The sequence below is a fragment of the Pantoea sp. paga genome (assembly GCF_007558755.1).
Lineage (GTDB): Bacteria > Pseudomonadota > Gammaproteobacteria > Enterobacterales > Enterobacteriaceae > Pantoea > Pantoea agglomerans.
In genome coordinates this window covers 222132-244799 of the sequence record NZ_VLTF01000002.1, presented here as the reverse complement: position 1 = coordinate 244799, position 22668 = coordinate 222132, and the positions used below count along the sequence as shown (strand labels likewise).

The window sequence follows — 22668 nt, the reverse complement described above, 5'->3', positions numbered from 1 at the left end:
TCCGCCGGGGATCTCATCTCAGAACGGCTTGCGCTGCAGGCTGCTTCGCCACTCCCGCCTCTCCAGCAGATGTTCATCCGGCGAATCCGCCGTATCCACCTGACTGCCCTGCTCCAGCACTCGCGCACTGCGTGAATGGGGATGACTTTCGCTGATCACCTGTTGTGAAAACGCACCAAACGATAGCAGCAAAAACAGTAATGCACTGGCCAGCCTCACTTTCATACGCACACCTCTTTGGTAATGGTGCCGCTATGCTGCCCGAAGGGTTTTCATTTTCTGTCAGTAACAGGCAAAGTTATGTGGTAAGCGGGAACAAACTGCGACGGGTTTAACCGCAGTTCAGGATAGCCAGTCAGCCCGGCATCATAAGTTTCCCGGCTAACCGTCCGTTTTCTTTCAGGAGAAAGCTATTGAACATCAACCAGTTTGAACAGCCGGTCGGTGAGGCTCTGCCCGACTGGCAACCGGTCAACAGGCCATCCTGTATGCCACTCACGGGTCAGCACTGCCTTCTCCTGCCGCTGAGCATCGATCATGCAGAACCGCTATTGCAGGCATTTATGCTCGCACCGGATGATCGCGACTGGACCTGGCTGAGCGCGGAGCGGCCCGCCTCTCTGCCGCAGATGCAGCGCTGGGTTGCGGATAAAGTGGCAGATGCAGCCCTGGTGTCCTTCACGGTCTGCTCGCCAAATCAGCAGCCCTGCGGTGTGGTCTGCTTCGCCAGCATTGAGCCCGGACACGGCACGCTTGAAATCGGCCACGTCACCTGGTCGCCGCTGATGCAGCGCAGTGTCATCGGCAGCGAGGCGATTTATCTGCTGCTGCAACAAGCTTTTTCGCTCGGCTATCGGCGGGTGGCGTGGCGCTGTGATTCAACCAATATCGCATCACGACGCGCGGCAGAACGGCTGGGGTTCCGCTTTGAGGGCCGTTTTCGTCAGGTAATGACGCGTAAACAACGTAATCGCGATACCGACTGGCTATCAATTATTGACCGTGAATGGCCGGATGTTCAGCGCGCCCTGAGTGCCTGGCTGAGTGCGGATAATTTCGCTGCCGGTGGGCAGCAAAAACGCCCGCTCAGCGCCTGCTTCGCCGACGTTAACCCGGCTGATGCAAACGCGACAAGTCCTGAACACGGAGCGGATGCTGGCGACTAATGCAGCCGACGCACGGTCAGTGCCGCGGACCAGCGCTGTCGCTGACAGCGCGGGCAGACTGCCTGCTGCTCAGCCTCAATGATCTGCGTCTGGCCGCAATGGGTGCAGGCATAGAGCGCGCTGACCGGTACAGTGCTGTAATCCTGCCGATGCTCGGGCGGCAGTACGCTTAACCCGGCGCGCATCTCATCGTCATCGTAGAAGTAGAGGCTGAGCTGACCATCGACCTCCACCAGCGCCAGCCGGATCTGCCCCAGATGCTCCACACCACTCTGGCGCAACTCCATATAAAACTCATCTTCGGAAATATTCAGTCGATCCAGACTCTCCAGCACATACAATCCCTCTTTAATCAGGGTAATCACGTCGCCCTGAATAAACCGTGAAAAACGCGGGCTGTGCGCCGTCAGCCAGGTCGTGAAGCGGTAGAGCGCCAGCAGGACTACAAACACCATAATGACCGGCAGCACCGGCACATCATCGTAAAATGTCACATCACCAGACGCGGAACCCAGCGTCAGGATCACCACCAGCTCGAACAGCGACAGCTGGCGCACACCGCGTCGTCCTGAGATTTTCAGAAAGGTGAACACCACCAGATAGGCGATCATGACCCGTACCACCACCTCAAACAAAAAGGTGGCCGGTTGATCGTTAAGTAAGAAACGGTGCCAGTCGAATGAGAACATAGTCTGTAAAACATCCTGTTTTAGGGGGCGCGCATCGTCGCATCACCCGTTGATGACCCGCAGATTCAGGCCAGTTATAAGTAAATCTTGTCGCCAGCCCGCCAAAAGGCAAGCGAAGCTGTAACGCGAAAGCAGGCGAGTCTGACCTCTCTGCATGTTGAGGAAAAGGTTAACAAAGCTGAAAATGGCGCTGACTCTGTTCACGCTGCGCTTAGCGAGTCATTTGCAAAACCGCATGTTAAAACTTCCTGTTTATGGCTGGATAATTTTTACCGCTGCGCTTTTTTCTTTTTACTTCAATAAATTGCGAAGAAAACCTTACTGCCTATACTTTCCAGTAAGGCTTCCGTAAAACCCGTTAACATCCAGAGAAGCCAGCCTTTTTCTGCCGATAGCGTCACTGGTCTGTACCTGCTATCTCACTCGTCCACACCGCGACAGGCCCTGATGCCTGCAATTCAGTGTCTGTGGCTTATGGCATGGATCGCCCGTCCGTTCAGAGTGGTCAGATCGATCAGTCTGCAATGCAAACCCTGACACCCTGACCCGTTTCACAACGGCTCGTCAGCGGGAAGCGTGTTGCTTTTTTTCGGGAGATGCCATGACGCCCTTTTCCAGTTTCTGGCAGGCCGGCTACGAAGGTGCCGATCATATCAATCCTGCCGGCCTTGTGCTGTCGATGAACGATCTTAACCAGCATCAGGCGCGTGCAGCAGAAGATTATGCCGCGCTGGCCCCCTTTTCCATTCGCACAGTGCGCGAAAGCGTCGGCTGGCGGTTATGTGAGCGCGATGGCCGCTATGACTTCTCCACGGTTGCGGCCCGGATGCAGGCCGCAGAGCAGCAGGGCATTCAGCTGAGCTGGACAATCTGCCATTACGGCTGGCCCGCTGGCGTCAGCCTGTTCGATCACGACTTTGTCAGCCGTTTCGCCGCCTTCTGTGGCGCACTCGCCCGCTTCCTGGCCCCCTGGTATCAGCAGGCGCCGGTCTACTCTCCGATGAATGAGATCTCCTTTGTCAGCTGGGGTATCTCGGTAGGGCTGTTCGCCTGTGAGGCGATGCCTGAGGCGGATCGGGCGGATGCCGCCAAGCAGCAGCTGGTGCGCGCTACGCTGGCAGCCTGTGATGCCATCTGGCTAGCCGATCCGCGAGCCCGCCTGCTGCACTGTGATCCACTGATCCATATCGTGCCCGATCCCGCCGATCCGGCCAGCGACGTGCTGGCACGTGAAATGTGTGACACCCAGTATCAGGCGTGGGACATGCTGAGCGGCAGACGTAACCCGGAACTGGGCGGCGCCCCACGCTATCTCGATCTGATTGGCGTGAATTACTACCACGACAACCAGTGGGAGCAGGGATCAAACCAGCGGCTTTACTGGCATCTGGGCGACAGCCGACGCCTGCCGCTGCATCGGATGCTGCAGCAGGTCTGGCAGCGTTATCAGCGTCCACTGCTGCTGGCGGAAACCAGCCACGTCGGCAGCGGACGCGGTCGCTGGATCCTTGAGATCGCCGCGCAGGTTGCGCAGGCGCAACTGGCAGGCGTTGAGCTGCACGGCATCTGCCTCTATCCGATCCTCGATCGTCCCTTATGGGAGGAGACGACTTTCTGGACCCGCAGCGGTTTGTGGGATCTCGATCTGCTGGGGGCCGATCCCTATGCCCGCCAGCTACAGCAGCCTTATGCCGACGCATTACGTCAGGCGCAGCGCTTTTTGCAGTACATCCAGCCCTCAAAACACCCCTGTCAGGAGCACACTATGAAACCACCTGTTCTCATCGTTTTCAGCCATTTACGCTGGGGATTTGTTTTTCAGCGTCCGCAGCAGCTACTGACACGACTGGCACAGCACTATCGCGTGCTGTTTGTCGAAGAGCCGGTCTGGCAGGCGGGGCCACAGGGCCTGCATCAGAGCGCGCCTGCCGCCAACATCACGGTGATCCAGCCGCATACCGACAGCGACGCACCTGGTTTCCACGACAGCCAGATCGCCCCGCTGCTGCTGTTGCTGACGCCGCTGCTGGAGGAAGATGAACAGCCACTGATCTGGTTCTATACGCCGATGGCGCTGCCGTTGCTGACCCCGTTTAATCCGTCACTGGTGATTTATGACTGCATGGATGAGCTTTCCGCTTTTCAGAATGCGCCGCGCCAGCTGCAGCAGCGCGAATCCGCGCTGATGACCCGCGCCGATCTGGTCTTTACCGGCGGCACCAGCCTCTATGAAGCGAAGCGTGACAAACATCCTCAGGTTTACTGCTTTCCCAGCAGCGTCGATGCTATTCATTTTGAGCAGGCGCGCGATCGCAGCAATCGTCATCCGTTGCAGGATGCGATTCCGGCACAGCGTCTTGGCTATTACGGCGTGCTGGATGAGCGCATAGACCTGCCGCTGATTGCGGCGCTGGCGGACAGCCACCCCGAGTGGCAAATCATTATGGTCGGGCCGGTGGTAAAAATTGATCCCGCCAGCCTGCCGCAGCGCGACAATATTCACTGGCTCGGACAGCAGCCCTATCAGGCGCTGCCGCAGTTTCTGGCGGGCTGGGATGTCTGTCTGATGCCGTTTGCCATCAATGCCTCGACGCGCTACATCTCACCGACCAAGGTGCTGGAGTATATGGCGGCGCAGCTGCCGATTGTCAGTACCGCGATTATTGACGTAGCGCGGCATTACGCAGAGGAAGTGGCGGTGGCAGAGAGCCACGCTGAATTTATTACCGCCTGTGAACAGGCGATGGCGATCGGTGCCGCAGAACGGCTGGCGCTGGCGGGACGGATGCAGGCAAAGGTCGACGCCACCTCATGGGATCGCACCGCTGAACAGATTCATGGACTGATCCAGCAGGCGCTGACGCAACGTCAGCCCGCACTAAGGCCAGCCAGCCAGGGCAGCGCACAGGCGAATATCACGCCGTTAACCCCATTGATGCTGGAGAGTGAAGCCGTGCCCTGCCTGATTATCGGAGCCGGGCCAACCGGGCTGAGCGCCGGTTATCATTACGGCGAAGGCGCGGTGCTGCTGGAGAAAAATAGCACCCCTGGCGGCTGGTGCCGCTCAATTGACGATCAGGGTTTTACCTTCGACTATGCCGGTCACATTATGTTCTCGCAGGACCCGTACGTGTTACAGCTGTATGAGATGTTGCTGGGTGACAACCTGCACTGGCAGGCGCGTGAAGCCTGGGTCTACAGCGACGGCGTTTATACCCGCTATCCTTTCCAGTCCGCGCTGCACGGCTTGCCGGTCGAGGTGGTAAAAGAGTGCGTGCTGGGCGCTATCGAGGCGCGTTATGGCGAAACGGCCGCCGCCGCGGTGCCACTGGATCGGGCGCGGGCACGGCGGGACTGCTGCGCAGATGGCGCGATCCCCGATGAGGGCAGCAGCACAGGCATGGTGGAAGGCGAAGAGGATTTCCAGCACTTCATTATGCGCACCTGGGGCAAAGGCATCGCGCGTCACTTTGCCCTGCCCTACAACCAGAAACTGTGGAAGGTGCCGCTGACCGACATGGAAACTTCATGGCTGGGCGGACGCGTACCGCTGCCCGACCTGGCGCAGATCATTGATGGCGCACTGCAACCGCTGGCGAAGCCGGTTGGCCCCAACGCCCGTTTCGGCTATCCGCTGCGCGGTGGCTTCCAGGCGCTGATGTCCGGCTTTTTGCCGCACCTGAAATGTACGCTGGAAACGGACGCCACCCTGACCCGCCTCTACCCGCAGGCGCACGTCGCGCTGCTGGCGGATGGTCGCCACTACCGTTATGAGCAATTAATCAGCACCATGCCGCTGCCGGAGCTGATTAAACTGATGGGCGATGAAGTGCCGGAGAGTGTGCAACGGGCGGCGCAGCAGCTGCAGTTTGTCTCGGTGCGCTGCGTGAATCTGGGAATTGGCCGCGCCGACCTGACCGAAAAGCACTGGATTTACTATCCTGGCGATACGCTGTTTCACCGCATCTTTGTGCAGGGCAATGCGAGTCCGCACTGCAACCCGCCGGGCGGTTTCGGCTTAACCTGCGAAATCACCTATAACGCGGCCAATCCGCTGCCGCTGGCGGGGGATGCGCTGATTGAGCGCTGCCGTCAGGATTGCATCAGAGTTGGCATGATCACCGCGGACGATCCGCTGCTCTGCGCCTCAGAGGTGGATATGCCTTACGCCTACGTGGTCTATGACCATGCGCGCAGCGCTAACGTGGCGCTGATCCGCCAGTGGCTGCTGACCCAGGACATTCATCTGTCAGGCCGCTACAGCGAGTGGGAATATTACAACTCGGATCACGCCTTCCTTGCCGGTAAACGCGCCGCCGAAAATGTCCGGCTGCAGCATGTCAGCGAACGGACGCTCGGCTGACCCGGCGCAGTCGCTACGAAAGCCGCTGGCTGCACTTCGCGGCTTTCAGCGACTGTAACTGCGTCAGTCGCCGCTCCGCCTTCTGGCTGGCATTGTATTTCGCAATGCCATTGCCCAGCCCGAAATCCCCGACAAAGCCCAGTACGGTCAGTGCATCGAACTGGCCGGTCTGCTCAATATCACTCTGCACGCTGTGCGCTTTCACCAGCTCCTGATCCAGCGCGCTGCAATTCAGCATCGCCGTCTCTTCCGGGGTGACCGCGGACGCCTGCGGATACTGCTTGGTGGCGCAGCCGCTTAATACCAGCGTCAGCAGCACAATTAAAACGCTCTGTTTACTCATTTTTCATTGCCTGTTTTTTTATCCAGTTAACACTGTTATCGGCAGCATCCTCCGGGATCATGAGTCTCTGACCTACCAATAATGGTCGAAACCGCTACGCTAATGTAGGATCCAGCGCGCTGCTGTCAGTTGCAGCGTGTTACCTATAAGAAGTCACGCAGCGAACGCACATTGCCCGTTCATCACTTCTGCCAGACCTTTCAAACAGTTAGCCAGCATGATGCTGTCATCAGCAGCGTTTAAAAAGCAAAGCCTGACCGATAATCAGTGACGAGGCCGCCGCATAAGCAAAGCCAGACACAGAAAATTCGTGCGTCGGGTTTATCAGAGTTTGTTCCAGATGAGGTTTTTCCATGCGTTTTAAAGGATTGAACATCGGATTTTTCATTTTGATTCTGGCTATCGCCACCCTCGCTTTTTTTGAGGTGCTTTCGCCCTATTTCTCGCCGATTTTATGGGCGGCGATTCTGGCGGTGATTTTCCATCCGCTTAAAACGTATCTGCGGGTCCGACTGGGCGAACGAAATGGCCTGGCCGCGTTGATTACCCTGTTCTGTATCTGTCTGATTGTGTTCACACCGCTGGCCATTATCGCCTCATCGCTGGTCGTTGAAACCAATGCGGTCTATCACAAACTGCAGACCAATTCGGCGCAGTTCCCGGCGGTCTTCGCCGATCTTTTGCAGCATCTGCCGCGCTGGGCAAAACATTATCTGGCTGAAAATAACCTGGATAACGCCGAACAGATTCAGCAGAAGCTCTCCTCGTTTGCCCTCAAGGGCGGTCAGTATGTGGCAGGCAGCGCCTTTATCATCGGTAAAGGGACATTCAGCTTCACCGTCGGCTTTGGCGTGATGCTTTATCTGCTGTTCTTCCTGCTGAAAGATGGCTCCTATCTGGTGCATCTGATCCTGGAAGCGCTGCCGCTCTCAACCTACGTGAAGCATCACCTGATGGTGAAGTTTGCGGCCGTGGCGCGCGCGACGGTGAAAGGCACGGTGGTGGTCGGTATTGTTCAGGGTATTCTCGGCGGGCTGGCATTCTGGTTTACCGGTATCGACGGCAGCCTGCTGTGGGGCGCACTGATGGCCTTCCTCTCTCTTATTCCGGCAGTCGGTTCCGCCATTATCTGGGTGCCTGCGGCGATATTCTTCTTCGCCACCGGTGCACTGTGGAAAGGGCTGTTCCTGGTGGGCTTCTTTGTAGTGATTGTCGGACTGGTGGATAACATCCTGCGTCCGCTGCTGGTCGGCAAAGACACTAAAATGCCTGACTATCTGATTCTGATCGCCACGCTGGGCGGCATGGAGATTTACGGCATCAACGGTTTTGTTATCGGTCCGGTGATTGCCGCCCTGTTTATCGCCTGCTGGAACCTGCTCTCCGGACGCGATAACCGCGAAAACATCGAAGCCATCGACGAAGAGTTTATCGAAGAAGGTAAGAAGCAGTCCGATACCGCGGCAGAGGCTGCGGCTGAAGCGGCGGCGGCCTCCGCCGATGCGGCTGCAGAGACGGAAAGGAAAGTCGCGGCGTTAGCCGCCTCGGAGAAAGAAACAGCGGAAAAGAAAGCCTAATCCGTGCCAGGCAAACTCAGGTTAGTATCGCAGTGAGAGCGAGGCCTGCTCAGGAAACACGGTCAGATCGGAAAGGCGCAAAACCCGCCATCCATGGCATGCTCGGCCCGCGCGATTACGCACCTCATCCCTGAGGTGCGCCCGTAAACGGGCTAACGCTTTGCGTTGTTCAAAAACGCTCCCGGCGTTTTTGTCCCAGGCGCGGGACGCTTTCCTCTTCTGACCGTGTTCCCTGCGCGTTGAGCTTATGCGTTGCTGCCAGGGGCATTACGAGTCGGCTTTATCACCCATAAAAAAACCCACCTTTCGGTGGGTTTTTTTTTAACCTGAGAACAACCGCGAATTAGTTAGTCGCTTTGTTTTTCAGATCTTCAGCACCCTGCTTGGTTTTATCCCAGCCTTTCTCAGTGCCTTCTTTGGTTTTGTGCCAGCCTTTCTGCGTACCTTCGGTGATTTTACTGCCGGTGGTATCGCTTTTGCCTTCAGCGGCGTGCTCAGACTTCAGCTTCAGCTCTTTGCCTTCGTTCTGGGTCTGATGCAGTTTTTCCTTCGCGGTATCGGCGCCTTTATGCGCTTCCGCAACGGTGTTGTCTGTGGTGGTAGCAGCAAATACCGGCGAGGCCAGCAAAATAGCAGACAGTGCAATAATTGATTTCTTCATAATTCCCTCTGTATGAATCGTTGCCGTGTAGGTTTTAATCCTGGCATAGTGTTCCCAGGAAAGATTTAAGAATAAACCAGGAATGAAAAAGGGCCAGTTTTCACCAGAAAAAGCCGCCTGTTGTAGCTTTTTCGTCCATTACCAAAGTGCGAGTTGCGGATCGTCGTCCGGTTTCGGCTGGCTTCGGGTGATGCGAGCAGGCGGTGCAGGCTGCTGCATCTGGTGGGTGATCCACTGCAGTAACACCGTCACTATATAGGCCTGCTGTTCCGCGCTCAGCGGCTGGTGCTGTCCGATATTATGCCACTTGCTCAGACAGCCACGACAGCAGGTTGCGGTGGCGTGCTGGGCGATAAACACCGGATGGCCGCGCATCGGCGTCTGCTTGCCATCATTGTCAGGCTGCGCAGGCGCCAGCCGCTGTGCCACAAACTCAGCGGCGTGCTGGCGCAATACCGGCTCGCCTTTGCTGCTCGCATAATCATATTCCGCGCGTCCCAGACGAAAACGCTGGCGGAATGGCGAGCGTGCCAGCCGGGTAAACAGATCGTCAGAAACCTTCATGCTGATTGCCAGTCACTCATATTTACGTCCCGCCAGATAGCGTACGCCCTGCGACCCGAACGCCTCACGATGGAGTTCATTGGGCTGCAGATGAAATGTCTCACCGGGATGGTAGGTGGTATCGCCTTGTTCGGTACTGATGGTGATGTCACCACTGAGAATCAGTGCCAGTGCTTCAAAGGGATGTACGTGATTATCAAACTGGGCGTCGGCTGCACGCTCAATCAACAGAGGCTCGTCAAAACCCTGTTCGGCTAACAATTTTCTGAATTCGTGTTCTGTCATCGCAACTCCTCAGTGTGGATCTGACCCTTAGCAGTGTAGACGATCTTTATCGCTGCTTATGGCACTCAACAGGTTACGTAAAGTAGCGCAAGCAGGGTTGTTCACCGGTCAGGCCAGTGCTGTACTTGCCGTCTCGTTACAGCCATTTTGACATCGGGATAACGCAAAAGTATGTCTCAACAGGAGAAAACTGCCCTGCTGCTGATTAATCAGCGCTCACGCAAAGGACGCGCCGAGGCCAGCCGCGCACAGACGCTGCTGGCTCAGGCCGGATTCACCCTGCTGCAACCGGCCAGAGATGATACCCGCAGCTACAGCGAATTAATCGCGGCGTATGCCCATCGCGTTGATGCGGTGATCGTCGGCGGTGGCGACGGCACGCTTAATGCGGCCGCGCCGGGGCTGATGCAGACCGGCCTGCCGCTGGGTATTTTACCGCTGGGCACCGCCAACGATTTTGCCCGTACGCTGGGCATTCCTGCCAGCCTGGAGTCCGCGATAAAGATTATCGCTGACGGGCAGCTGCGCGCAGTGGACCTGGGTGAAGTGAATCAGCATCTGTTTCTGAACGTCTCCAGCATCGGCTTTTCGGTGGAACTGGCGCGCAACCTCACGGCAGAATCGAAAAAACGCTGGGGAGTGGGCGGTTATGCACTGGCGGCTTTGCGGGTGCTGCGGCAGAGCCGTCCCTTCAGCGCTACGCTGGTGCATCAGGGCCATCGGACGCCGATCAAAACGGTTCAGGTGTCGGTGGGCAATGGACGCTTTTATGGGGGCGGCATGACAGTGGAACAGCGTGCCGCTCCGGATGATGGGTTGCTGGATGTCTACAGTCTGGAGCTACAGCATAGCTGGCAGCTCATTGCGCTGCTGCCCTTTCTGCGGCGCGGCACTCACGGTCGCTGGCGTAACGTGCGGGCATTCAGCGCCACGGAGCTGACGATTGAGACGCGCCGTCCCCATTACATCAATGCAGATGGTGAGATTATCGGTCAGACACCCGCGCATTTTCGTTTGATCGCCAGTGCTCTGCAGGTTTATGTACCGGGCGACAGCGCAGCAAAACAGACCGACCGTGGGCGTCGTAACCAATCGCGGTGAGAAACTAGTGCTGGGTGCTCTTTTTTTCTGCGTAATCGATGTGTTCGGAAAGATTGGCGACCAGCTTTTTCGCCATGTCGAGGGTCAGACCCAGAAACAGGGTCTCCTGCGGGCCCTGTTCACGCGGGGCGTCGGGATCGATATAACCGAATTTCACTACCAGTGCCTGATGGGTGTTCAGGGGACCAATATGCCAGCCGGTAACCGGGTAGAAGGTAAATCGCGTAAATTCATTCATTGAATCCTGACTGTAAAAGCATAACGCTGATTGATAGTCAGGCCAGCTCTGATGATAAAGCATGAGTGGAATACTCAGTCTGAACGAAATCGACAGGATTACAAGGGAAGCGGCAGAACAGGCGCAGCGTGACGCGGTAATAATGCGTGCTGCGTCAATGGCCTGGTGCAGCATAACAAATCACGCATGCGTAACCTGCCCGGCACCGGCGATCGCCTGTCAGGCCTGGTTATCAGTTCGGGGAATAATCGAGATATGGCCGTTAACCTCCAGCACGGCATATTTAATCTGATCAAACCGCTCAAGCCCCTGCCCGGATCGCGCCGCCTCCAGCACATCATCAGGACTGATGCCGGTCATCTTCATGCGCTCGGTCAGCAGATTGCCATTCTCCACCAGGATCACCGGGCCGCCATCGATTACCTGCTCCACCACCGGAAAACGGTTTTTCAGTTTGCCCAGCACGATATCAATCGTCACCAGCGTAATAATGGTTAGCGCCGCGCCGGTCACCGAAAAATCGTCGCCCAGCAGCGCCTGCTGGGTTGCTTCACTGATGATCAACAGCAGTATCAGATCAAAAGAGGTCATCTGCAGCAGGGTGCGTCTGCCGGCGATTTTGATCACCACCATCAGCACCAGATAGATACCCGCCGCACGTAATACCGTTTCCATAAAGCGCCTCTGTCAGGGATAGATCCATTGATTGAAACGGGCCGGAGGATGATCGCCGCTGCTGACGCTGACAGCAATGTGACCGGGATTGCGGGGCTGCAGACCCAGCCAGATCGCGTGATCCGGACCGGTATCACGCGACGAAAAGGTCAGCCGCAGATCGCTGCCAAGGGTGATCGCCTCCAGTGGCTGCGGTTGCAGGGTCTGAATCTGCAAATTATCCAGCGCGCCGTTACCAATGATGATGCTGAACCGCTCAGCCGGCGGTGATTTAAGCCGGATACGCATGTCCATATTGCTCTCAACCCGGCCAAAACGTTCATATTCGACCTGAATCGCGCCATCTGGCGATGCGGCGCTGCCGTTACTCAGCACCCCTTTAGAAAACAATCCGCAGGCCCCCAGAATCACCAGCGCAATCAGGACGTATTCGCCGATGCGCTGAATCAGCCATTCGCGACGTATCCAGCGGATATCTTCTTTTATCGGGTAATCCCGACTGCCTGTGTAATCTTTTTTCACCCTGCGACGACCTCCTGTAAGCACGCCAGCCTCAACGGCTCGCTGCCTGAAGCATAGCTGACCTGGGTCATTTAGCGCGCCGTTCAATCCAGAACGACCAGCTGTGATAGAGCAGCGTCAGCGGCATGGCAATCGCTGCGCCCACCAGCACGAATCCCTGTGTGACCGGCGATGAAGCGCTTTCACTGATGGCGAACTGGTGCGGCACCAGCCACGGATAAAGGCCGCACAGCAACCCGATAAACACGGCCCCGATCAGCATCAGTGCAACAATAAGCTGTAGCAGCGGCCTGGCTCGCCAGAGCGCCAACGGCAAAACGATCCATAGCGTGACGATTGCCACGCCAGCTACTTTTCCCAGCGGTCGCTGCCAGCTCTGCTGCCAGATATCGGCGTTAAAATAGAGTTCGAACAGAAAAATTATCAGCGCCAGCAGCCACCATAACCAGCTTTGCGCTTCCGCCAGGGGTTGCACTCTGTCGCCGATTCGCCAGCCGATCCAGCAACAGGCCAGCAGCGAATTGATTGCCATTAATCCCGCTCCGCTCATCAGCGGAACCAGGCTCAGCCCATCGGGCAGCCCGGTCTGAGGCTGAGCGCTGATGATCATGCCGGCGCACCAGCCCTGAATAAACGTCGCCAGTGCCGAACAACTGGCCATGATGCGGTCGAGCCAGCGGCGTAACCGGGTACTGCTCTGGGCGCGATATTCAAGCGCCATCGCCCGCATCACCAGTGCCAGTAGCATGGTGAACAGCGGCGCGCTCAACTCACTGAGCAGCAGACTGTAGACCGGTGGAAACAGTGCCAGTAAACCGCCCGCGGCCAGCACCAGCCAGGTTTCATTCGCATCCCAGACCGGCAGAATGCTGTGCGTCATCAGTTCACGCTGTTGATCGTCGTGAAACCAGAAAAACAGCATACCCACGCCCAGATCGGTGCCATCCAGTAACAGGTAGAGCAGCAAAGAGAGACAGATGATCATCGCAGACAAATCGGCCATAGCGACTCCTAATGGGGCGTTTTCAGCTCAATGACCACCGGCTCACCCGAGGGGAGTTCACCTTTAACCCGACGCAGCAGATAGCGTAAGCCGAGGGCGAACACCAGGCCGTAGATCATCAGTACCGCCAGGAAAATACTCAGCGTGGTACTCAGGGCCAGTGGTGAGACGCTCTGTGCTGTTCGCACCATGCCATAAACCGTCCACGGCTGACGCCCGACTTCAGTCACCACCCAGCCTGACAGCAGTGCAATAAAGCCTGCCGGTGAAAGCCAGGTCATCCAGCACAGCAAGCGCCCTGATACCGCCATGCGTCCACGCCAGCGCTGAAAATTCGCAGCCAGGGTGGTCAGCAATATGAGCAGCCCCAGCCCCACCATCAGGCGAAAAGCGAAAAAGACCGGTAACACCGGTGGAATCGCATCCGCAGGAAATTCGCTCAGGCTTTTAATATGACCGGAGAGGTTGTGCCGCAGATAGAGCGATCCGAGATTGGGCAGGCTAATCTCCAGATAGTTGCGCTGCGCCTGCTGATCCGGCAGCGCAAACAGTCGCAGGGGTTCGCCCTCGCCCGGCGCAGGAGGATGCCAGCCACCTTCAATCGCGGCCAGTTTGGCGGGCTGATAGTCGCGGGTGTTTTCACCGTGCAGATCGCCCAGTACGATCTGCAGTGGAACGGCAAACAACAGAAAGGTCAGCGCGCTGTTGAGCATCAGTCGCGAAGCAGCCTCCCCGCTGAAATGACGCAGCCGCCACGCCGCCACGCCCATGATCATCACTGCTACTGCAATCAGCGACGCCACCACCATATGGCTGAAGCGCCACGGAAACGAAGGGGCCAGCAATATCGACTGCCAGCTTTCGGCAAGAAAAACACCGTTCTGATCGCGTGTGAAACCGACCGGCGTATGCATCCATGAATTTGCAGCCAGAATCCAGAACGCGCTAAGCAGCGCCCCGACCGCCACCAGACAGGTCACAGCAAAATGCACGCCTGGCCGGATTTTATTGAAGCCAAACAGCATCACGCCGGTCAGGGCCGACTCAAGGAAAAAGGCGACCAGCACCTCATAAAACATCAGCGGCCCGATAACGCCACCCACCTGATGAGAGAAGCGTGCCCAGTGGGTTCCGAACTGAAATTCCATCACCACACCAGAGACCGCGCCGATCGCTACCGTCAGGGAAAAAATCGCCAGCCAGAAATGCAGCGCATCACGGGCGGCCTGCTGTTTTCCCCACAGCCAGCGCGCTTCAAACCACACCAGAAAAGGGGCCAGCCCCAGCGTCAGTGCTGCGAGCGTAATGTGCATGCCCATGGTTAGCGCAAACTGCGTCCGGGCAATCATTAACACCCAGTCGTGATCATTCACAATCGGGCTTTCCCTCCGCGCCACGCGCAGGCAGCGACGGGCAATGTCCTGATGTTAATAAGCGCGGACGGCGAGTTCGTTCGGTCATCAGTCTTTCTCCGGATAAAGATGCGTTGCCACAGATCAGCGCTGCAAAATTTATTTCGCCGGGATGGTCGGGTTATAAGATTGTATTATCAGCGTAGCGAAAAAATAAAAAACCGGCCAGATCAACAGCAGCATGCAATAAATAAGCGGAGCGATAACAGGCTTATTTTACATCATAATTATCTTATTTTACTGAGAGACAGGATTATTAACGCATCTTATTCATCGCTACGCTTAAATAAGCCTAAGCGTAGCGACAGAATAAGCCGCAGCGTGCGATTCCGTTAGTTTACAGCCAGCCGGAGCGACGCAGTTTGGCCCACAGCCCACCGCAGGCCAGCAGGGTCAGCCCCACCGCCAGCGGATAGCCATACAGCGACTTCAGCTCCGGCATATGCTCGAAGTTCATGCCATACATACTGAAGACTACGGTCGGGATCACCAGGATCGCACCCCAGCCTGCCAGCTTTTTCACCACTTCATTCTGCTGCACCGTCACCAGCGCCAGATTGACCTGCATGGCGCTGGTCAGCATTTCGCGCATATCTTCCGCGTCGGTGACGACATGGCGGGCGTGATCCTGCACGTCACGGATGTAGGCGCGCAGCGGACGCGGGATCAGATCTTCATGCAGATGGATCAGCTGATTGCAGATCTCCTCCACGGGCAGCGCCGCATTGCGCAGTTTCAGCAGATGACGCCGCACGGTGTAGACCGACTGCACCGACTTGCGATCAAATTCACTGGTGAAGAGATCGTTCTCCATCTGTCCGACCCGTTCATTCAGCGAGGTAGAGAGCTCAGCATAGCGATCAACAATAAAATCGAGCAGGCAGTAGAGCGGATAAGCGGGGCCAAACTTCAGTAGCGCCGGGTTTTCAGCCGCCCGCTGCCGCACCGGGGTGTAGCTTTCAGAGGCGCCGTGACGGATGCTGATCAGGAAGTTTTTTCCGACAAAAAGATGCGTTTCGCCCAGTTCGCAGCTGTCATCCTTAGCGCACACCGTTTTCACTACGATAAACAGCGATTCGCCATAGTGTTCGATTTTAGGTCGCTGATGGGCATTGAGCGCATCCTCAACCGCCAGTTCATGAAGGCCGAACTCCTCTTTAATCTTCGCCATAAACTCAGCGTCTGGCTGCCACAGCCCGAGCCAGATAAATGCTTCCGGCTCTTTGATCACTTCACTGATATCATCGACTTCGACCTCTTCGCCCGCACATCCCGGACGATACACCCTGCTGCTTACGATCATCTTCTGCTTTCCCGTTGTGACAGTACATGCAGCTTAGCCAATCCCGCACCTGTAACCGGATAAAAACCGTAAGGATTTGCTGCGACGCTGTTCGATCAGCGGCTTACCACTTCAGCCCCAATCCGGTAGAGAAAATGCCTTCGTTCAGGGTATCCGGTATGCCGCTGACCAGATTACGGTGATAGCCAACATGCAGCGTTGACCACGAAGTCAGGCTGTAGCGCAGGCCGACTTCGGCATCCAGCATAAATACGCCGTCATCATCCAGCGAATGGCCGACATCGCCATTGCTGTAAAGCGTGACCGACTTGCCCAGCAGATAGCGCTGATAGTTCCAGCGCAGCGAGCCGCCAAAGTGCCGCTCTTCCCGGTCATCGCTGTAGCCATACTCAAAGGCACCGCCCAGCACCGAGAGTGAGAACGCGCTGAGTTCGGTGTCCCACAACTGATAACCAGGCCCGGTGCCGATCAGCGCCTGACGTGACAGATTCTCCACCCAGTCGCGCTTGTAGGTGGCACGGGTCTGCCAGAAGAACTGCTCTCTGACCAGATAGTCAAAGGCGTAGCGCAGGCTGTAGTTATCGGTATTGATGTCCTTGTTTTCCTGCTCGCGATTGTAGGTCGCGCCGATATCGTGACGCCATTTTCCCTGGTTCAGTTTCGTGTTAAGCGCGAAGCTGTAGTCGTCAGTTTTGGTCGAGGCTTTTTTGACCTTCACGCCCGCATCGATGTTGCCGGTCCAGGCAAGCTGATCGCTGCGGACTTTGGCTTTCATAAACTCATCAATGCGCCGCAGCGAGACCTGCTGCTCCTGCTCGTTGCGTTCCACCCAGACATAGCCGGGATCGGATGAGGAGAGCCGCACCTGATAATGTTCGCCGGTCTTTTTGTTTTCGACATTTACCGGATTCTCGCTGGCGAGCGTACTGACCGCACTCCAGTCCAGCGTGACGGTACCGGCGTAGTGTGTCTCTATCGCCAGCTTGCCGTCGCTGAGATAACGAATCGTACCGGTCAGCCGATCGCCATTATTCAGCCAGACGGTATCGGCAGTGGCCTGCTGTGCCCATCCGGCGCAGCAACTGATGACCAGCAGCGGGATAAACGAGGTGGCGCAACGCATAGCTTTCCCTGTAAAGGCGTCGTCTTGCACGGGCGACGCGTCACCGCAAATTCTGACCTGACAATTAAGCCGATTCTGCGACGATATGCAATGCGCCGCCTGGGTCAGGAGAGATCGTGCAGTGCTTTGCCGAGCGGTGGAGTAATAGCGAAGTCCGTAAAACTCATCGCCAGCCCTTCACGTTCAGGCGAGCAGCCCATCACTCCGACAAACCGCCGCGCCTGACCGGGCCACGGGCAGAGCCGTAACAGCGGCCAGCTCACGCCGTCGGTAGAGTACTGAATTCTTAAGGCCGCATTTTCCAGCGTGGCACGCAGCCAGAACTGTCGCGCATCGCCAGGAAACACGCCGGTAGACCAGTCGGAAAACTCGCGCGTCACCACGCTGCCAATGGCGGGCTGGTCATCGTTAAACTCAATGCCCGCCTTAACCCAGTGCGTTTCGTTATCCTGAATAAACAGCCCGGCCTGATCGTAGAGCTGACTGAAATCCGCCCTTACCTGCACCTGAACGGTAAAGTCATTTTCCACCCAGAAGCCGAAAGCGTGGCCGCTGTGCCGTTCGAAGCCGTACCAGGTACGCTGCCAGAAATCGCTGTTCAGCGCGGTTTCGAACCTCAGCGTATCGCCATCCAGACTGTGTACCGGCGGCTGATTAATCCAGACGCCACCTTCAGTGGTAATGGAACTGACTGCTGTCATAGGCACTCCTTTGGGTAAGTTAAACCGCCCGCGTGCTGGCCGATCTGCGGTGTGGCGATTGACCTGATTATCATAGCGTTGATTGGTGAACGGGCGGCAGACGATTGCGGCAAATCTGATGGTGTCGATGTGGCAGGCAGTGAGGTCAGCAGACCCGTGGCTGCAGACACTCCGGCTCTGTTTGCGGTTTCGCTTATATGCCCTTTATTCTCCTGCCGGCAATAAATAACAACGACCAGGTCCAGCTCACTGAACTATTTCATTTTGTTAATCCCCTGGCGAAAACAGCATTTAACAACCAGGCTTGTTTTGTCTGAGGGCAACTGAACTCATTAAATATAAGGATTAAGCCACCATGGTAGATAAATCAGAGATTTTAGATCACGCGCAGGTTGTTGATGTGAATGGCGAACATGTCGGGATTGTCGACCACTTCGAAGGCGACGACAAAATTAAGCTGGCGAAAAGCGATCCTGAAGCGGGCGGCAAACACCACATTATTCCATTCAGCTGGGTGAAAGAGGTTGATGATAATAAAGTCATCCTGTCTAAAGCCAAAGCGGATGTTGAAAGTGAGTGGCAGTCTGCATAAAACATTAGCCGTGGCGCCCGCCACGGCTTATTTTATTTATTCCGCAATGTAATTTCCGCCTCCTGCCCTGCCCATCTTTAATTTATTACTGCTTTATATTTCACACCGTATGAAACGTCTTCAGCAATATCTGTCAGATTTTTACTTTCCATGACGCGGTGCTCCCTGTTTTTATGCCCAATGGCGGGTTGTCGTAAGCGGAGGGTTTGAGTGGATCATCATGGCATTGCGACGGGAGGGGAAAAACCACCAGAATGGCACAGCACTTTGCCGGATCTCTGTCGGTATCCGGCGGGCATAAGAAACGGCGGGTGAAGTAAAACCTGAGATCCTCACCCGCTGCGGGTTATTCCTGTTTTGCTGCGCGATCCCGCAGCACTTCACCCACCACCGGAACCGCTGAAAAGGCATTTGGCCAGCCAGCATAGAACGCGGCCTGAGTGATAATCTCGCCCGCTTCTTCAGCCGTCAATCCGTTGTCCATCGCCCGGTTGAGATGGTAGCTAATTTGCGCACTTTGTCCCGAAGCAATCAGCGCGCTGACCGTCACCAGACTTCTGTCACGAGGCTGTAGCGCTGGCCGCTGCCACAGATTGAGAAACAGCGGATCGGCGGTGAATCTGACCAGCCCGGGCGAGATCGGCCCCACATTTTTCTCCACCGTTGCAGAACGCTGCTGTTCTGCTGTCTGATTCAGTGGCAGCAGTGCCGGAGAGGCTTCGGCCAGTTGATCGGCACCAATGCCTCGCGCCTGAAACACATTTTTGGTCACCGCAATTGCGGACATCGCATTGGGCCAGCCGGAATAGAACGCCAGGTGAGTGATAATTTCGGAGACTTCAGCAGGCGTCACTCCACTATCGAGCGCCACACCGGCGTAATGTTGTAACTCAGCAGGCTGGTTGCGGGCGATGAGAATGGCAAGCGTGACGATACTGCGGTCACGGATCGAAAGTGCATCGCGTTTCCAGAGATCATCAGTTATCGCTTCACGTCCGAAACGAGCCAGTGCGGGAGAGACGGACTCAATGTCGGCAACCGAAAGGCTGGATGGATTGACGTTCAACATAGTTTCACCTCTTTTGGGTTCAGCAGCGGCCAGGTCGGCCAGCATCATGGAGATCGCGGCGGCGGCAATCACTTTTTTCATCCTCTGATCAGCTCCCTGGTAAAGGTCAGTTAACAAAAGAATTGAGAGCGCCGCGGTTTTTCAGCAGAGCAGGCACCACGGGGATCGCCTCTTTGCGGTCGGTCATCTCAGCTGTCAGCCGGATATAGTCGCGAAAATGGGGCGTTTCGCGGTGCTGCTGATAGGCGGCGTCACTGGCGTAGATTTCATAGAAGAACCAGCGATATCTGTTTTTCGTATCGGTCGCGGCATACATCGCCAGTACGCCCGGTTCCACCTTCAGTGATTCCGCCATTTCAGGCAGCACAATATCGCGGAATGCCTGCTGATCGGCCGGTTTCACGTCAACAATCACCAGGTTATTAATGGTTTCTTTATTCTGTACGAAGGGTTTATCACCCAGAAACTGCGGCTCCAGCACGGCGCTCTTTTTCTGGCCGATAAGATCAGGTGCGCGTGTAATAAAAGACCGGTACGGCTCTGAACTGAGATGTTGCTGGTATGCATCTTCACTCGCATAAATTTCAATCATATAAGCCTGATGAGCATTTTCTTTATGTTTCAGTGAATACATCGCCAGCGTACCTGGTTGCTCTGCCAGCGAACGGGTAATATTATCTCTGGCAGCTTCATCGTACTGTCCGTTTTTCCCGGCCTTAATTTCCATTTCATGCAGATTAATGACACGGTTTGTGGGGTCTGTTAAAGCGGCTGCCGATGCCGGCCCGGCCATCAGCAGAGTCAGAGTCAGAGTCAGAGCGGTAATATTGTTCACGGTCTGCCTTAATTATCGGATGAGGTGATTTGCGATTCATTCGGTGTATTAACGGGCGTGATTTCTGTTTCATCTGGCTATTAAGCCGTTGTGAGTTCCGCATTGAGCTGAGCAATGAGTCGCGACGCGTGTTGCTTTGCTGCAGCAATTTGCTGCGTGATAATAGTTTCATTACGACTGGCATAGCTTATCCCGCAGGTATAAACCGGTTTCTGCATCTCCAGCTTGCAGAGTCGGGCGGTGGTTTCAAACTGAATCAGATAATCCTCCAGCTGATGACCAAAGACGCCATCTGCCGCGTATAACGCCTGCGGTGCGCCAGTGGTGAAGGAGAGGATCAGTTTTTTACCGCCGAGTCTGGCCGTTGATCCGTGCGCAAACCCATGAACAAATACGTCATCCAGCCATAACTTCATGAGCCCTGGCAGCGAATACCAGGAGAAGGGAAATTGCCAGACGATAATATCTGCCTTCAGCAGTGCATCCTGTTCGGCGCTGATATTGATGTTGTTGTCCGGATAAAGTGCATCCAGACGACGGATTTCAGCATCAGGCAGCGCAGAAGCGACTTCATTAAGAATGGTAGCGTTACCGACCGAATGGCTCAGGTCAGGATGACCGGAAATAATTAATATATTTTTCATTTTCAGTTTTTAATCATCTATTTTTTAACAGATAGCCAGGCGTTGGCGATGCCATCACGCGCTGGGTACTTTTTGCCGTCCGGCACCGTTTAATCAAATCCAATCGCTACTGCATCCGCCTTTTATGCCGTTAGCGCTTCACGCGGCGTTTTTACTGCGCCGCCTGCCTGACACCTGTCGGATGACTGGTGACAACACACGGTAGCGGTTTGCGACTGATCATTGGGTCGCGCCCTCTTGCTGAAGCTTATACTCCGCAGCGAACAGGCTTTCCCAGTTGGTGAATGCTCCCAACGGGATGCAGTCAAAACTCAGCAGACCGGCTTTTGCCAGCGGAAAGTCAGCCAGCAGGCTTTGGGCCTGTTCCACCGAGTCGCATTCAAGGAAGATCGCAACGCCGGGTCGATCCTGTCGGTAGTAAATATCGCGTAGCGCACCGGATTTATACAGACTCCAGGCATGGAAAGCTTCGGCAGCCAGATGAGGGTGATACTTTTCCAGCGTGGCATCGGGGGCGGGTTTATCCAGACACAAAATTCGCATAGCAATCTCCTGAGATTCACGGCCAGGGGGGAACTGATAAGGAGTATATGCTCGCGATTTAGTGAAGATTAGGCCACTATTGACTCAAAGATATTTAGCCTGTGGCTAATAATAAGCAGCCCGATTGTGTCAGGATTATCCCGTGAACAACGCCATCTATAACCAGATACGCATCTTCCAGAGCATTGCCCGCGAAGGGAATATTTCATCGGCTGCGCGCAAACTGGAGATTACTCCCCCCTCTGTCAGTAAGGCGCTGAAGCTACTTGAAGCGCACATCGGTCATCCGCTATTTGTGCGAACCACGCGCCGTATTGAGCTGACCGATGCCGGACAGCAGCTGCTGGAACAAACCTCAGCAGCGGTAGCCTCGCTGGAAAAATCGCTGGAAAGCATCCGTGACCAGAATCAGGAACCGTCGGGACTGGTCAGAATCACCCTTTCGCGCTTTGCTTATCTGCTGGTGCTGAAACCTGCGATGGCCGCTTTCTGCCAGCAATATCCCGGTATTCAGCTGGAAATTTCGGTATACGATGGCACCGTGAACATCATTGATGAACGTTTTGATCTGGGGATCCGGTTTGGTGACATTCTGGAAGGTGGCGTGGTGGCGCGCCCGCTGATGAAGCCGTTTCGCGAAGGTTTGTATGCCTCTTCTACCTACCTGGCAGCGTTCGGTATTCCAGAGTCTCCGTCTGACCTGCATCAGCACCGGCTTATCGGTTACCGGTTTATCACCAATAATCGTATTCTGCCGCTGATTCTGGATCATCATGGCGAACAGCTGACCGTTGAGATGCCGGGTCAGTTGATGAGTAATGATATTGAGGTGATGGCTGATGGCATTCGCAACGGGCTGGGTATCGGGCGACTGTTTGAACCGGTTCATAATTTACAACCGGATAAAGAGGAATTTATTCCGGTGATGGAGCGTTACTGGAAAACTTATCCGCCGGTTTATCTCTATTATCCTAAAAGCGCGGGTAAAACGAAAAGAGTAAAAACGTTAATCGACTTTCTGCTTAAGCACACTGCGGGTTAAGCACCTGTTACTGATAGCGGGCTTACTGAATACGGCTAATGGCAGATATTTATGACGAGATTTCGCCTGTTTTATTTCGTATATTCCGAACGGCGATTGCTTTCAATTAATTGCATTTTTTTGAGATCGTTATCGTAAAATTCGCTGTTTATCAGATGATTAAAGTCACTGATTTACATCGATTTTCAGCTGGACTTTTCCTGCAATAGTTGATTAT

Annotated in this window: 24 protein-coding genes; 6 read left to right on the top strand and 18 right to left on the bottom strand. The window is 55.5% G+C overall.

The genetic code is table 11. The features are described 5' to 3' along the window. Window positions 1-18 precede the first annotated feature (18 nt). A complete protein-coding gene (locus FOV68_RS06775; RefSeq protein ID WP_031593233.1) occupies window positions 19-225 on the bottom strand; it encodes a hypothetical protein in 207 nt (68 codons plus the stop codon). Between the two features lie 188 nt (window positions 226-413). Between FOV68_RS06775 and FOV68_RS06770 the strand changes: the two genes are divergently transcribed. Then, the gene (locus FOV68_RS06770; protein WP_143990530.1) at window positions 414-1166 is read left to right on the top strand and encodes a GNAT family N-acetyltransferase; all 753 of its coding nucleotides are present in this window, start codon (window positions 414-416) and stop codon (window positions 1164-1166) included. Here FOV68_RS06770 and FOV68_RS06765 read toward each other — a convergent pair. Next, entirely contained in the window at window positions 1163-1855 is a 693-nt protein-coding gene (locus FOV68_RS06765) for a DUF421 domain-containing protein (RefSeq protein WP_039391253.1), read from the bottom strand. The two genes, FOV68_RS06770 and FOV68_RS06765, sit on opposite strands and share 4 nt — an antisense overlap. 601 nt (window positions 1856-2456) lie before the next feature. Between FOV68_RS06765 and FOV68_RS06755 the strand changes: the two genes are divergently transcribed. After that, entirely contained in the window at window positions 2457-6218 is a 3762-nt protein-coding gene (locus tag FOV68_RS06755) for an NAD(P)-binding protein (protein WP_143990529.1), read from the top strand. Between the two features lie 13 nt (window positions 6219-6231). Here FOV68_RS06755 and FOV68_RS06750 read toward each other — a convergent pair whose 3' ends face one another. Next, window positions 6232-6561 carry a hypothetical protein gene (locus FOV68_RS06750; protein WP_010259013.1) on the bottom strand — a complete coding sequence of 110 codons (330 nt, stop codon included), beginning with the start codon at window positions 6559-6561 and terminating at the stop codon, window positions 6232-6234. Window positions 6562-6914: 353 nt separating this feature from the next. Here FOV68_RS06750 and FOV68_RS06745 point away from each other — a divergent pair, with 353 nt between their 5' ends. Next, on the top strand, window positions 6915-8138 hold the full coding sequence (locus FOV68_RS06745) for an AI-2E family transporter (RefSeq protein WP_031593237.1): 1224 nt from the start codon (window positions 6915-6917) through the stop codon (window positions 8136-8138). A gap of 343 nt (window positions 8139-8481) precedes the next feature. Here the strand turns inward: FOV68_RS06745 and FOV68_RS06740 are convergent, their stop codons facing one another. The 3 genes from FOV68_RS06740 to FOV68_RS06730 all read right to left on the bottom strand — a co-directional run bounded on the left by FOV68_RS06740 (window position 8482) and on the right by FOV68_RS06730 (window position 9648). Continuing rightward, window positions 8482-8799, bottom strand: a complete 318-nt coding sequence (locus FOV68_RS06740) for a hypothetical protein (protein WP_010259015.1) — start codon at window positions 8797-8799, stop codon at window positions 8482-8484. Between the two features lie 138 nt (window positions 8800-8937). Next, the gene (locus FOV68_RS06735; protein ID WP_115387812.1) at window positions 8938-9363 is read right to left on the bottom strand and encodes a DUF4186 domain-containing protein; all 426 of its coding nucleotides are present in this window, start codon (window positions 9361-9363) and stop codon (window positions 8938-8940) included. A 12-nt stretch (window positions 9364-9375) separates the two neighbouring features. Beyond that, window positions 9376-9648, bottom strand: a complete 273-nt coding sequence (locus tag FOV68_RS06730) for a cupin domain-containing protein (RefSeq protein ID WP_031593239.1) — start codon at window positions 9646-9648, stop codon at window positions 9376-9378. Window positions 9649-9819: 171 nt separating this feature from the next. Here FOV68_RS06730 and FOV68_RS06725 point away from each other — a divergent pair, with 171 nt between their 5' ends. Next, window positions 9820-10749, top strand: coding sequence for a lipid kinase (locus tag FOV68_RS06725; RefSeq protein ID WP_143990528.1), 930 nt, complete (start codon window positions 9820-9822; stop codon window positions 10747-10749). A gap of 4 nt (window positions 10750-10753) precedes the next feature. On the opposite strand, the gene FOV68_RS06720 is transcribed toward FOV68_RS06725, so the two are convergent. From FOV68_RS06720 to FOV68_RS06685, 8 genes are all read right to left on the bottom strand, one after another. Next, window positions 10754-10987: a hypothetical protein gene (locus FOV68_RS06720; protein ID WP_031593242.1), complete on the bottom strand. Its 234-nt coding sequence runs from the start codon at window positions 10985-10987 to the stop codon at window positions 10754-10756. A gap of 219 nt (window positions 10988-11206) precedes the next feature. After that, window positions 11207-11662 (bottom strand): DUF421 domain-containing protein, encoded by a 456-nt coding sequence (locus FOV68_RS06715; protein WP_031593243.1) that lies wholly within the window; start codon window positions 11660-11662, stop codon window positions 11207-11209. A 12-nt stretch (window positions 11663-11674) separates the two neighbouring features. Further along, window positions 11675-12184, bottom strand: coding sequence for a hypothetical protein (locus FOV68_RS06710; protein ID WP_039391242.1), 510 nt, complete (start codon window positions 12182-12184; stop codon window positions 11675-11677). A gap of 67 nt (window positions 12185-12251) precedes the next feature. Then, window positions 12252-13187 (bottom strand): cytochrome d ubiquinol oxidase subunit II, encoded by a 936-nt coding sequence (locus FOV68_RS06705; RefSeq protein ID WP_050491356.1) that lies wholly within the window; start codon window positions 13185-13187, stop codon window positions 12252-12254. 8 nt (window positions 13188-13195) lie between these two features. After that, window positions 13196-14560: a cytochrome ubiquinol oxidase subunit I gene (locus FOV68_RS06700; RefSeq protein WP_143990527.1), complete on the bottom strand. Its 1365-nt coding sequence runs from the start codon at window positions 14558-14560 to the stop codon at window positions 13196-13198. A 376-nt stretch (window positions 14561-14936) separates the two neighbouring features. Further along, window positions 14937-15902 carry a magnesium and cobalt transport protein CorA gene (locus FOV68_RS06695; RefSeq protein WP_010259025.1) on the bottom strand — a complete coding sequence of 322 codons (966 nt, stop codon included), beginning with the start codon at window positions 15900-15902 and terminating at the stop codon, window positions 14937-14939. A gap of 103 nt (window positions 15903-16005) precedes the next feature. Next, window positions 16006-17025 (bottom strand): DUF481 domain-containing protein, encoded by a 1020-nt coding sequence (locus tag FOV68_RS06690; RefSeq protein WP_031593247.1) that lies wholly within the window; start codon window positions 17023-17025, stop codon window positions 16006-16008. A gap of 104 nt (window positions 17026-17129) precedes the next feature. Continuing rightward, window positions 17130-17726 (bottom strand): DUF1349 domain-containing protein, encoded by a 597-nt coding sequence (locus FOV68_RS06685; protein ID WP_050498552.1) that lies wholly within the window; start codon window positions 17724-17726, stop codon window positions 17130-17132. A 355-nt stretch (window positions 17727-18081) separates the two neighbouring features. Here FOV68_RS06685 and FOV68_RS06680 point away from each other — a divergent pair, with 355 nt between their 5' ends. Further along, window positions 18082-18318: a DUF2171 domain-containing protein gene (locus FOV68_RS06680; protein ID WP_003854080.1), complete on the top strand. Its 237-nt coding sequence runs from the start codon at window positions 18082-18084 to the stop codon at window positions 18316-18318. Window positions 18319-18664: 346 nt separating this feature from the next. Here the strand turns inward: FOV68_RS06680 and FOV68_RS06675 are convergent, their stop codons facing one another. The 4 genes from FOV68_RS06675 to FOV68_RS06660 form a co-directional block, all read right to left on the bottom strand. Beyond that, the gene (locus FOV68_RS06675) at window positions 18665-19468 is read right to left on the bottom strand and encodes a carboxymuconolactone decarboxylase family protein (RefSeq protein ID WP_122889115.1); all 804 of its coding nucleotides are present in this window, start codon (window positions 19466-19468) and stop codon (window positions 18665-18667) included. A 25-nt stretch (window positions 19469-19493) separates the two neighbouring features. Continuing rightward, window positions 19494-20222, bottom strand: coding sequence for a putative quinol monooxygenase (locus FOV68_RS06670; protein ID WP_143990526.1), 729 nt, complete (start codon window positions 20220-20222; stop codon window positions 19494-19496). Window positions 20223-20302: 80 nt separating this feature from the next. Next, the gene (locus tag FOV68_RS06665) at window positions 20303-20866 is read right to left on the bottom strand and encodes an NAD(P)H-dependent oxidoreductase (protein ID WP_143990525.1); all 564 of its coding nucleotides are present in this window, start codon (window positions 20864-20866) and stop codon (window positions 20303-20305) included. Window positions 20867-21085: 219 nt separating this feature from the next. Continuing rightward, window positions 21086-21409: a superoxide dismutase gene (locus tag FOV68_RS06660; protein ID WP_143990524.1), complete on the bottom strand. Its 324-nt coding sequence runs from the start codon at window positions 21407-21409 to the stop codon at window positions 21086-21088. Window positions 21410-21551: 142 nt separating this feature from the next. Here FOV68_RS06660 and FOV68_RS06655 point away from each other — a divergent pair, with 142 nt between their 5' ends. Further along, complete coding sequence (locus tag FOV68_RS06655) at window positions 21552-22451, top strand: LysR family transcriptional regulator (protein WP_143990523.1); 900 nt, start codon at window positions 21552-21554, stop codon at window positions 22449-22451. Window positions 22452-22668: the final 217 nt, after the last annotated feature.